This is a genomic window from Pseudomonas sp. BAY1663 (assembly GCF_000582595.1).
GTDB lineage: Bacteria > Pseudomonadota > Gammaproteobacteria > Pseudomonadales > Pseudomonadaceae > Stutzerimonas > Stutzerimonas stutzeri_AF.
Genome location: NZ_AZSV01000058.1, coordinates 16,695 through 27,939 on the forward strand (window position 1 = coordinate 16,695; position 11,245 = coordinate 27,939).

Genomic DNA, 11,245 nt, shown 5'->3' on the forward strand with positions numbered 1-11,245 from the left:
CCATGTTGCTGATTCTGCTCACCGCGATAACCCTGTTCTGCGCCGTCCTCAGCCTGGCGAACCTGTCCCGCCACGATGCGCAGCAGGCGGCGCTGCAACCCTTCGCCGACGACCCCGAGGCCGCCCGGCGAGTGAGCGCCGAAACCGGGCAGACCTGCGAGCGGGTGGTGCGCCCCGCCGCCGAACCGTCGCCGGCCTTTGTCCTCGAGGCCTGAGCAAGGCGGGCTCCGGGGCCGGCGATCAGGCACAATCACGCCCGAACGCTGAATACCTCCGGAGTCCTCTGATGCAACTGGCCAGAATCGAGCAACTGCTCGTCGGCAAAGCCGTGCCCTACACCCGTCCCGGCACCCATAGCGCCATCGCCAAGCAGGCGGTGGCCGGCCCGGTCCCGCTCGGCCCCGAAGGGCTGGAGGGCGACGAACAGGGCGACCGCAAGGTGCATGGCGGCGTGGACAAGGCGCTGCACCATTATCCGTACGAGCACTATCGCCAGTGGATCGAGCGGCTCGGCCCCTCGGCGCTGCTGGCGCGCCCCGGCGCCTTCGGCGAGAACATCAGCACACTCGGGCTCGGCGAGGCGGACCTGTGCCTGGGTGACGTACTGCGCTGCGGCGAAGCGCTGCTGGAAGTGGCGCAGACACGCCAGCCCTGCTGGAAGCTCAACGATCGCTTCGGCATCCCGGACATGGCCTTGCAGGTGCAGCAGAGCGGCATGACCGGCTGGTACTACCGGGTGCTGGAACCCGGCTGCCTGGAAGCCGGGCGGATGCTCGTCCTCGAACACCGGCCCCATTCGCGCTGGCCGCTGACGCGGGTACTGGAGGTGCTCTACCGGCGCCCCCTGGACCAGGCCGCGCTGCACGAACTGAGCGAACTGCCGCTGGTGCCATCCTGGCGCAAGCTGGTCGAACGCCGCCTGGGCCAGCGCAGCGTGGAGGACTGGAACAAGCGCCTGTACGGGATCGACACGCAAGGCTGAGACGCGGGCTCTCAGAGCAGCACCAGCCCCAGCAGCCAGACCACGGCCATGCCCGTCACGCCCTGGATCAGGGTCGCCATGGTCTGCGCACGGTAGGCGGTGGAGACCTTCATCCGGCTGAACTGCGACACCACCCAGAAGAAGCTGTCGTTGGCGTGGGACACCGTCATGCCGCCCGCGCCGATGGCCATGACCGTCAACACCCGGCCCATCTCGCTGTCCAGCCCCAGGCTGCCGAGCAGCGGCGCGACCATCGCCGAAGTGGTCACCAGCGCGACGGTGGTCGAGCCCTGCGCGGTCTTCAGCGCGGCGGAGACCAGGAACGGCATGAACAGGCCGATTCCCAGCGCCGACAGGCTCTGGCCCAGGTAATCGCCCAGCGGGGTGATCTTGAGCATGGCGCCGAAGGCGCCGCCGGCACCGGTGATGAGCAGGATCGGCGCCGCGGAGGCGATGCCCGCCGCCACCTGGTCGTGGAATTGCTGGCGCTTGTTCTCGCCCTTGAGCAGGGTGCAGGCGAACCCCAGCCCGACCAGCAGGGCGGCGACCGGCTGGCCGATGAAGCTCAGCAGCGTGAACGCCACGCCCTCGCCCAGCGGCCGGCCGGGCAGCGCGGCGACCGAGCCGATGCAGATCAGCGCGATCGGCACGAAGATCGGCGCGAAGGCCTGCCAGGCGCTGGGCAGGATGCCGTAGCGGGCCCGCAGGGTGTCGAAGTCCACCTCCTCGGCCAGCAGCTCGCTGGGAGCTTCGTCCAGCAGTTCGTGGTCGTCGCGCTTGAGGAAGCGGTTGGCCCAGAACAGCCCGGCCAGCGCTGCCAGCGCCGACACCACCAGACCGACGGCGATCACCAGGCCCAGCGAACCCTGCAGCCCCAGGTTGCCGGCCGCGGCGATCGGCCCCGGGGTCGGCGGAACGAAGGTATGGGTGGCATACAGGCCGGTGGCCAGCGCCACGCTCATGGCCACCACCGAAACCTTCATCCGTGCCGCCAGGGCGTTCTTCAGCGAGTTCAGGATGACGTAGCCGGAATCGCAGAACACCGGGATCGACACCAGATAGCCGATGATCGACAGCGTCAGCGTCGGGAAGCGCTCGCCCAGCAACCGGATCACACTCTCGGCCATGGTGATCGCCGCGCCGGAGCGCTCGAGAATCACGCCGATGATGGTGCCCAGGGCGATGACGATGCCGATGTAACCGAGGATGCCGCCGAAACCGGAGGCGACCGTGGTGAGAATCTCCCCGACCGGTACCCGGTAGGCGAAGCCGGCGAGAATCGCGGCCGCCAGCAGCGCCAGGAAGGGATGCAACTTCCAGCGCACCGTGGAAAACACGATGAAGGCGATCAGGACCAGCAGAATCAGGACCAACCCCATGATGGGCTCCTTGTGATCGTTCGGACGCCGGGCGAGCGTCGGCTGCGGCCAGCGCCGCCGCGCGGCTCGCCCCACGGCGTTGAGCATAGTGCAGCTTTTCCACGCTGCCCCCGGCCTGCCGCAGCCGCCGGCACGATGACAGTAGGCGAAACGCCGCGCTGCGGTTATCTTCGCCAGCTCTTTCCCGCAGGACCGACCGCCCGATGCTCCGTTTCGTCATTTGCTGCGCCCTGGCGCTCCATGCCTGCCTTTCGCAGGCGGATGTAGCCGTCCTGGAGATGCAGCACGCCACCCATGGCCGGATGCTGGTGGCCCGCGTGACCGAACAGATCGCACCGGGCGATTACGAAGCACTGCTCAAGGGCGTCACCGCCCATCCCGGCCGCTACGCCCGCAAACTGCTGATACTCGACAATATCGGTGGCAGCGCCGCGGAGGCATGCGCATGGGCTACCTGCTGCGCGAGACCGGTTTCGAAGCCCTGGTACCGCGCTCGGCCGTGTGCCAGGGCAGTTGCGTCTACCTGCTGGCGGCCGGTCGGCAACGGACGGTACGCGGCCATGTCGCCCTGCACCGTCCCTACCTGGCCAATGGCGACTCGGCCCTGTCAGGTGGCCAGCAGCCGCGACGAACACCGCAGGCCTACTTCCGCGACATGGGCATGCACCCCAGCCTGGCGAAGGACATGCAGCGCTTCGAACCCTGGCGGATGCACCTCCTGACGCCCAGGGAACTGGCGCGCTACCGCCTGCAGTAGGGTGGAAAACGGCGAAGCCTTTTCCACGCGTCCCTTCAGGCTGGCGCACAAGCGCTTCCAGTCCGCCTCGCCATTCAGGTTGAAACGGCGACAGCCCCACCCGCTTCCGGCAGACAAACGCCTCCCCTGTCGATTCGCCGCCCGTCCGTTCGACCAGTGATCGGCACCGACGGAAATTCCCCGCACCACGACTAGGCTGTGCTGTGCGAGAGAACGGGCAGTCCGCCCGTGCGCAAACCCTCGACACCCCCGGACACGGAGACCCCCATGAAAATTTCCACCTACCTCACCTTCGACGGCCAGGCCCGCGAAGCCTTCACCTTCTATCAGCAGGCGCTGGGCGGCACGCTGGAGATGATGACCTTCGCCCAGGCGCCGAACGCCGAGCAGTTTCCCGCCGAGCACCGCGAACGGATCATGCACGTCAGCCTGAAGCTGGGCGACGACCTGCTGATGGCCTCCGACACCCTGCCCGGCGACACCTGTGGCGGCGGTCCCTACGAAGGCATCAAGGGCTGCTCGATCACCCTCAGCCCGGACAGCGTGGCCGAAGGCGAACGCCTGTTCGCGGCGCTGGCCGAGGGCGGCCAGGTGGTCATGCCGATGGAAAAGACCTTCTGGGCCGAACGCTTCGGCATGCTCACCGACCGCTTCGGCGTGTCCTGGATGATCAACTGCGAGCGGGCGTGAGCCAGCTTCAGCGCGGCCGTTCCAGCGCAGCCAGCAATGCGCTCATGGCCTGCCAGTGCGACCCCTCCCAGTAGAGCTGCCGGCAGCGCTCGCAGATCAGGAAGCGCCGGTAGCGCTCGCGCACCCGCGGCGGCAGGCGTTCGAACACCGCCTGCCGGGCCACCTCGCGCAATGGGGCGTTGCAGTTCATGCACAGGCTGAATGGCCGCGCATCGGCGGCCAGTTCCAGTCGCTCATAGAGCTCGCGCAACTGCGCCGCCGGCTTGAGCGCATGCACGAAGCAGCCATGGACGACGTTGCGCTGCTTGAGCAGTTCGCGATCCCGGCTGAGCAGGATGCGCTCCTCGCGACGCGCCAGTTCGGCCATCGGCCCGTCCTCGAAGGCGTTGTCGTAGAGCGTGTCGAAGCCGGCCATGCGCAATAGCCGCGCCAGCCCGCCGAGGTGGGCGTCGGCGACGAAACGCGGCCTGCCGGGCGGCCGATCTGGCGGCAGCCGCGCTTCAGCGATATCCAGCGACGCGAACTTGGGATACACCGCGATCCGGTCGCCGTCGGCGATCAGCCGCTCGAAGCCGGCCGGCTCGCCATTGACCAGCAGCAGCGCGACCTCGGTATGCGGCACGCCCAGCGCCTCGATCATGTGCTTGGTGGTCGCCGCCCGGGCGCAGGTGCAGGTGATGTCCCGCCCACGGCGGTCGGCGGGCAGGAAGGCGTTGAGTTGCTGGTAGAAGCGGAAGGTCGCGGTGGTCATGGCCATGACTATGGCAGCCATGCGGTCGATCTGCCGCGCGATCCGTCACCTCGCAGCCACCGCCGCACGGCATACTGGTACGACACGAATCATCGGGAGCACAGGCTGTGGATCTGCTATTTCTCGGCACCTCTTCCGGTACGCCCACCAAGGCCCGCAACGTCACCGGGCTGGCCCTGCTGGAGGACACCGGCAAGGGCTGGTACCTGATCGATTGCGGCGAGGGCACCCAGCACCGCCTGCTGCGCACGCCGCTGTCGCTGCATGACCTGCGCGCGATCTTCATCACCCATGTGCACGGCGACCACTGCTTCGGCCTGCCCGGCCTGCTCGCCAGCGCCGGCATGATGGGGCGCAAGGCGCCGCTGACGATCGTCGCCCCGAACGGCATCGAGCCATGGCTGCGCGCGACACTGCGCATGAGCCAGAGCTGGCTGGGTTACGAACTGGACTTCCATGCCGTCGAAACCCTGGGCGAATGGTGCAATCCCCAGGTCAGGGTCGAGGCCAGCGCCCTTTCCCATCGCGTGCCCTGCTACGGCTACGCCTTCACCGAGGCCCGTCCCGACCCGCGCCTGGACATCGACCGGCTCGATCGCGACGGCGTTCCCCGCGGCCCGCTGTGGGGCCAGCTGGCGCGCGGTTTCGATGTGCAGCACGAGGGCCGCACGCTGCGCAGCGACGACTACCTGAACTTCACCCGCACACCCCGGCGCATCGTCGTCGGTGGCGACAACGATCGCCCCGAACTGCTCGACGAAGCCTGCCGGGGCGCCCAGGTGCTGGTCCACGAAGCCACCTACACCCAGGCCATCGCCGACGACGCACGCAATGACTTCGGCCACAGCACCGCCGCATCCGTGGCGGCCTTTGCCCATTCGGCCGGGGTGCCGAACCTGGTGCTGACCCATTTCAGCGCCCGCTACCAGCCGACGCCGAACCGCGGTCTATCCATCGAGGACATCCGCGCGGAAGCGGCGGCGCGCTTCGACGGCAAGCTGTACCTGGCCCACGACTTCCTTCGCCTGCGCCTCGGCAAGGACGGCGAACTGCAGCCGGTCGAGACGACACGCTGAGCGGTTGTCGTTTCGTCGGCTAAGCTCTGTGCAACGCGCCGAGGCCCTCGACGACCAGCACGACGATCGCCAGCCAGATCGCACCGTAGGTCAGCCACTGGTCGCGGGCGATGCTCTCGCCCAGGAGAATCGCCACCACCACCAGCAGCACCGGCTCGACGTAGCTGAGCAGGCCGAACAGGGCCATCTCCAGGCGCTTGCCGGCGACGATCATCAGCGCCAGCGCCAGCGCGCTGAGCGCGCCCAGCCCGGCGATGAGCAGCAAGAGCCGCGGCCGCTCGCCCAGCAGGCGCAGGGTGTCGCCATCGGCCAGCGCGAACGCCGCGGCGACCGGCAGGCTGATGACCAGATCGAACCACAGCCCGCCGAGGTTCGCCGTGCCGATCCAGCGCCGCAGGGAGAAATAGCAGGGATAGCCGAGGGCGACCACCAGGGCCGGCCAGGACAGCGACGCGGCCAGCAGCAGTTCGTTGCCGACCCCGACCAGCGCACACAGGCAGGCCAGCCGCTGCAGGCGGCTGACCGCCTCGCGGAAGAGCAGGCGCCCGGCCAGCACCATGCTCAGCGGCAACAGGAAATAGCCCAGCGACACATCCAGCCCGTAGCCATTGATCGGCGCCCACATGAACAGCCAGAGCTGTACACCGACCAGCGCCGAGGAAACCGGCAGCGCCAGCCACAGGCGCGGCTCGCCCCGCAGGCGCGCCGCGATCTGGCGCACCTCGTCCCAACGCCCGAGGCCGAGCAGCAGCAGGGCCAGGCAGGGCGCGGTGAGCAGGATGCGCCAGCCATAGACCTGCTGGCCGTTCAGCGGCTCGAGCAGCGTGGTGTAGTAGTACAGCGCGGCGAACAACGCCGACGCTCCGAGCGAGCTGGCCACGCCCGGCAGGCCGTTGCGGCTGCCCATCGGTTTTTTCCTTGTATCACGCATGCCGCAGGCCTGCCCTCAGGGCTCGACCTGGGCCCATTGCTTGTTCAGGCGCTTGTCCGATACCGGCATGCGGGTGCCCAGTTGCTGCGCCCACAGCGACACGCGGTATTCCTCGAGCATCCAGCGGTACAGCGTGAGCTCGGGGTCGCGCTTGCCCTCCTGCCGGTGCTTGTCCAGCCGCGCCCGGTACTGCTCCCAGTAGCCGCCCAGCTCGCCGGACCAGACGCGGTCGCGCTGCAACTGTGCGCCGATCTTGTCGAAGCGCTGCTCGATGGCCTTGAGGTAGCGCGGGTATTCCTTCAGCCACTCGGCCGGCGTCTCGCGGACGAAGCCCGGATAGACCAGATTGCCTAGCTGCGCCTTGATGTCGTTGAGCGCCACCGCCTGGGCCAGGTCGATCTTGCCCTTGAAGCGCTTCTGCAGGCCGTGCCAGTGCTTGAGGATTTCCAGCACCAGGCGCGCCAGACGCTCGGCATGCGCGGTCCAGTCGCCACGCTTGCGCTCGGCCAGCGACGCCAGCGCGGCGCCGTCGCGCGGCAGCGCAGCCTCGCCATCGAGAATGCAGCTGTCCAGGCTGGCCAGCAGGATGTCCTCGACCAGCGCATCGACCTTGCCCATTTCTCGATGCAGCAGGCCCAGCTCGGTCAGCCCCGGCAGCTTGCTGCGCAGGTACTTGGCTGGCTCGGCCAGCTGCTGCAGGAGCAGCCGCTGCAAGGCGCGACGGTGCTGCCAGTCGGCCTCGGCCTGGGTCGGGAAGCGCCCTTCCTTGACCACCCCGGCCTCTTCCACCAGCGCCGGGTAGACGGTCATCGACAACCCGGCCATTTTCGCCTGGGCCTTTTCCGCGACCTGGGCGAAGCCCTTGGCTTCCACCGGTTTCTGCTCGGCCTTGCGCTGCGGTGGCGCCAGCGCGGCCTGACTGGCCTCGGCGAAGCGTGCGGTGAGTTCGGCCAGGTCGCGGCCTTCGCCGAGAAACGTGCCACGGGCGTCGACCACCTCGATATTCATCCTCAGGTGCGCGTCGAGCTGGCTGGCCGCCTCGCGCCAGGCCTCCTCCGACACGCGTGCGCCGGTCATGCGCAGCAGCTCGCGCCCCAGCGCCTCGGGCAACGCGCCCTCGCCGAAGACGATCTTCGCAAGCGCGGCCCGGACGAAATCCGGCACCGGCACGAAGTTCTTGCGGATCGCCTTCGGCAGGTTGCGCACCAGCGCCACCGCCTTGGTTTCCAGCAGGCCCGGCACCAGCCAATCGAGGCGTTCGCTGCGCAGTTGCGGCAACAGCGGCGCCGGCACGCGCAGGGTCACGCCGTCGCGCGGGTGGTTGGGTTCGAAGTGGTATTCCAGCTGCAATTGCAGCTCACCGATGCGCAGGTGGTCGGGGTACTGCGCGGCAGTGACCTCGCTGGCCTCGCGGGCGAGCACGTCCTCCTCGCGCATGATCAAGAGCTGCGGGTTCTTCTGGCTCTCGCGCTTGTACCAGTTCTCGAAGCTGGCGGTCTGGTAGATGTCCGCCGGCAGGCGCGCGGCGTAGTAGCCGAACAGGGTTTCCTCGTCGGCGAGGATGTCGCGGCGCCGCGCCTTGGCCTCCAGCTCGTCCATGCGTTCGAGCAGCTCGCGGTTGGCCGTCAGCGCCTGGGCGCGGCTGTTGATTTCGCCACGCACCAGGCCCTCGCGGATGAACAGCTCGCGCGCCGCCGGCGGGTCGATCGGCCCGTAGTGCACCGGGCGGCGGCCGACCACGATCAGCCCGTAGAGCGTGACCTGCTCGTAGGCCACCACCTGGCCACGCTTCTTCTCCCAGTGCGGCTCGAAGTGGTTCTTCTTGACCAGATGGCCGGCCAGCGGCTCGATCCAGTCCGGTTCGATCTTGGCGACCATGCGCGCGAACAGCTTGGTGGTCTCGACCAGTTCCGCCGCCATCAGCCAGTTCGGTTTCTTGCGCCCGATGCTACTTCCGGGATGGACCCAGAAACGCCGCTGGCGCGCACCGAGGAAATCGCCCTCCTCGGTCTTGTTGCCGACCTGGCTGAGCAGGCCGGCGAGGATCGCCTTGTGCACCGCGGCATAGCCCTTGGCCTTCTGCGCGGCCTCGCTGGCTTCGACCTGCTGGCGGACGATGGCGTTGACCTTGGTGTCCTTGGTTGGGGCGAGTTGGGAGGCGGCCTCGGGCGAACGCGTGGAAGAGGCTTCGCCGTCTTCCACCCTACGGGAGCCGGATTTTGCGTAGGGTGGATGGCCGGAGCCATCCACCGCCTTGCCCGCGCCCAGCTTGAGTTCGCGGGCGATCAGCGTCAGCTGGCGATGGGCATCGCGCCATTCGCGCAGGCGCAGGTAATTAAGGAAGTTCTTCCGGCACCAGCTACGCAGCGCGTTGGAGCCCAGTTCCTGGCGCTGCTCCTCGAAGCCGCGCCAGAGGTTGATCAGCGCGGCGAAGTCCGAGTCCGGGTCCTTCCATTGCGCATGGGCCTGGTCGGCGGCCTGCTGGCGGTCGTCCGGGCGTTCGCGCACGTCCTGCACCGAGAGCGCACTGGCGACGATCAGCACCTCGGCCAGGCTGCCCTGCTGCGCGGCCTCGAGCAGCATGCGGCCCAGGCGCGGGTCGATCGGCAGACGCGCCAGCTGGCGTCCCAGCGGCGTCAGCTGGTTCTCGCGGTTGACCGCCGAGAGCTCCTGCAGCAGGTTGAAGCCGTCGCTGATGGCCTTGCCGTCCGGCGGTTCGATGAAGGGGAAATCCTGGATGTCGCCCAGGCGCAGATGCAGCATCTGCAGGATCACCGCGGCGAGGTTGGTGCGCAGGATCTCCGGGTCGGTGAATTCCGGCCGGCCGAGGAAATCCTCCTCGCTGTACAGGCGAATGCAGATGCCCGGCTCGACCCGCCCGCAGCGGCCCTTGCGCTGGTTGGCGCTGGCCTGCGACACCGCCTCGATGGGCAGCCGCTGGACCTTGGCGCGGTAGCTGTAGCGGCTGATGCGCGCGGTGCCCGAATCGATCACGTAGCGGATGCCCGGCACGGTCAGCGAGGTCTCCGCCACGTTGGTGGCCAGCACGATCTTGCGCCCCGGGCGCGGCTGGAAGATCTTCTGCTGCTCGGCCGGGGTCAGCCGTGCGTACAGCGGCAGCACCTCGGTGAACTTCAGGTTGGCCTTGCGCAGCACCTCGGCGGCATCGCGGATCTCGCGCTCGCCGGGGAGGAACACCAGCACGTCGCCGGGGCGCTTTCCGACGCTGCGCTCGTGGGCGGCAATCTCGTCCAGCGCGGCGAGGATGCCCTGGTCGACGGTGAGGTCGTCCTCGACGCGGTTACCGTCCTCGTCGGTCTCGGCGGCCAGCGGGCGATACCAGGTCTCCACCGGGTAGGTGCGCCCGGAGACCTCGATGATCGGTGCATCCGGAAGGCCGGCCCCATTGAAGTGTTTGCTGAAGCGCTCCAGGTCGATGGTCGCCGAGGTGATGATCACCTTCAGGTCCGGCCGGCGCGGCAGCAGGGTCTTGAGAAAGCCGAGCAGGAAGTCGATGTTCAGCGAACGTTCGTGGGCTTCGTCGACGATGAGCGTGTCGTACTTTTCCAGGAAGCGATCGTGCTGCGTCTCGGCCAGCAGGATGCCGTCGGTCATCAGCTTGATCAGCGTGCGCTCGGTGCTCTGGTCCTCGAAGCGCACCTGATAGCCGACCAGTTCACCGAGTGGCGCGCCGAGTTCCTCGGCGACCCGGGTGGCGACGCTGCGCGCGGCCAGGCGCCGCGGCTGGGTATGGCCGATCAGCCGTGCACGCCGCGGCCGATCTCCAGGCAGATCTTCGGCAGCTGGGTGGTCTTGCCCGAGCCGGTCTCGCCGGCGATCACCAGCACCTGATGCTTTTCCAGCGCGGCCTTGATCTCGTCGCGCTTGGCGGCAATCGGCAGGGCATCGTCGTAGCGGACGACGGGCACGCTGCGCCGGCGCGCCTCGACTTTGGCGGCCGAGGCCTGGAAACGCTCCAGCCACTGACCGAGCTTGCCTTCGTCGGGGTTCTTGCGCAGCTCATGCAACTGCCGGCGCAGGCGGTGACGATCGGCGTACAGAGCCTGGTCGAGGTTTTTCAGCAGGGTGTCGATAGCGGGCATTGCGTCGGTCATGGACAGCCGTGGGCAAATTCGTGAAGAGCGCGATTGTCGCAGATTTGCCCGGCTGGCCGTAGGCGGGAGACGCAATGCGCCGGACGCGGCGGCGCGGGCGTTGCGCCCGCCGCCGCAACGCTGCACATCAGATACGGAATTGGCCGACCAGCTTCTGCAGGCGTTCGGCCAGGCCGTTGAGTTCCCGCGAGGTCTGCGCGCCCTGCGCCGCGTCGCTGGCCACCCCGTCCACCGCATCGGCGATGTGGTGCACGCTGCGGTTGATCTCCTCGGCCACCGCGGTCTGCTCCTCGGCGGCGGCGGCGATCTGCGCGTTCATCGAATTGATGGTGCCGATCAGCGCGGAGATGGCATCCAGCGACTCCCCGGCCTGGTTGGCCTGCTCGCGGGTGCTCTCACCCTTCTCGCCGGCGCGCAGCATGGTCTCGACGGTATTCGCGGTGGCGCTTTGCAGGCGATCGATCATGCTCTGGATCTCGCCGGTACTCTGCTGGGTGCGGCTGGCCAGCGCGCGGACCTCGTCGGCGACCACGGCGAAGCCGCGCCCCGCCTCGCCGGCACGCG

8 protein-coding genes and 2 pseudogenes are annotated in these 11,245 nt (G+C 68.5%); 5 read left to right on the top strand and 5 right to left on the bottom strand.

All coding sequences use genetic code 11. From position 1 onward, the window contains the following. The first annotated feature begins 2 nt into the window (after nt 1-2). Entirely contained in the window at nt 3-215 is a 213-nt protein-coding gene (locus BAY1663_RS15690) for a hypothetical protein (RefSeq protein ID WP_037042537.1), read from the top strand. Nucleotides 216-286: 71 nt separating this feature from the next. Continuing rightward, nucleotides 287-982: an MOSC domain-containing protein gene (locus BAY1663_RS15695; protein ID WP_037042509.1), complete on the top strand. Its 696-nt coding sequence runs from the start codon at nt 287-289 to the stop codon at nt 980-982. Between the two features lie 11 nt (nt 983-993). On the opposite strand, the gene BAY1663_RS15700 is transcribed toward BAY1663_RS15695, so the two are convergent. After that, entirely contained in the window at nt 994-2,361 is a 1,368-nt protein-coding gene (locus tag BAY1663_RS15700) for a GntP family permease (RefSeq protein ID WP_037042539.1), read from the bottom strand. 203 nt (nt 2,362-2,564) lie between these two features. On the opposite strand from BAY1663_RS15700, the pseudogene BAY1663_RS15705 reads away from it, so the two are divergent. After that, a pseudogene (locus BAY1663_RS15705) lies at nt 2,565-3,118 on the top strand (hypothetical protein). A 267-nt stretch (nt 3,119-3,385) separates the two neighbouring features. Further along, a complete protein-coding gene (locus BAY1663_RS15710; RefSeq protein ID WP_037042511.1) occupies nt 3,386-3,808 on the top strand; it encodes a VOC family protein in 423 nt (140 codons plus the stop codon). Between the two features lie 7 nt (nt 3,809-3,815). Here the strand turns inward: BAY1663_RS15710 and BAY1663_RS15715 are convergent, their stop codons facing one another. Further along, nucleotides 3,816-4,559 carry a Mut7-C RNAse domain-containing protein gene (locus tag BAY1663_RS15715; RefSeq protein WP_037042541.1) on the bottom strand — a complete coding sequence of 248 codons (744 nt, stop codon included), beginning with the start codon at nt 4,557-4,559 and terminating at the stop codon, nt 3,816-3,818. Between the two features lie 107 nt (nt 4,560-4,666). On the opposite strand from BAY1663_RS15715, the gene BAY1663_RS15720 reads away from it, so the two are divergent. Further along, on the top strand, nt 4,667-5,635 hold the full coding sequence (locus BAY1663_RS15720; protein ID WP_037042513.1) for a ribonuclease Z: 969 nt from the start codon (nt 4,667-4,669) through the stop codon (nt 5,633-5,635). A 19-nt stretch (nt 5,636-5,654) separates the two neighbouring features. Here the strand turns inward: BAY1663_RS15720 and rarD are convergent, their stop codons facing one another. The 3 genes and pseudogenes from rarD to BAY1663_RS15735 form a co-directional block, all read right to left on the bottom strand. Next, nucleotides 5,655-6,542: an EamA family transporter RarD gene (gene rarD, locus BAY1663_RS15725; protein WP_037042515.1), complete on the bottom strand. Its 888-nt coding sequence runs from the start codon at nt 6,540-6,542 to the stop codon at nt 5,655-5,657. A 39-nt stretch (nt 6,543-6,581) separates the two neighbouring features. Next, nucleotides 6,582-10,681: pseudogene (gene hrpA / locus BAY1663_RS15730) on the bottom strand (ATP-dependent RNA helicase HrpA). Between the two features lie 127 nt (nt 10,682-10,808). Further along, nucleotides 10,809-11,245, bottom strand: a 437-nt coding sequence (locus BAY1663_RS15735) for a methyl-accepting chemotaxis protein (protein ID WP_037042517.1), incomplete at its 5' end; no start/stop codon positions are given.

What these genes read in the sequence shown, in the direction of transcription:
- BAY1663_RS15695 (WP_037042509.1), top strand. Translation starts at nt 287, where the DNA reads ATGCAACTGGCCAGAATCGAGCAACTGCTCGTCGGCAAAGCCGTGCCC.
- rarD (WP_037042515.1), bottom strand. Translation starts at nt 6,542, where the DNA reads ATGGGCAGCCGCAACGGCCTGCCGGGCGTGGCCAGCTCGCTCGGAGCG.
- BAY1663_RS15715 (WP_037042541.1), bottom strand. Translation starts at nt 4,559, where the DNA reads ATGACCACCGCGACCTTCCGCTTCTACCAGCAACTCAACGCCTTCCTG.
- BAY1663_RS15690 (WP_037042537.1), top strand. Translation starts at nt 3, where the DNA reads ATGTTGCTGATTCTGCTCACCGCGATAACCCTGTTCTGCGCCGTCCTC.
- BAY1663_RS15710 (WP_037042511.1), top strand. Translation starts at nt 3,386, where the DNA reads ATGAAAATTTCCACCTACCTCACCTTCGACGGCCAGGCCCGCGAAGCC.
- BAY1663_RS15700 (WP_037042539.1), bottom strand. Translation starts at nt 2,361, where the DNA reads ATGGGGTTGGTCCTGATTCTGCTGGTCCTGATCGCCTTCATCGTGTTT.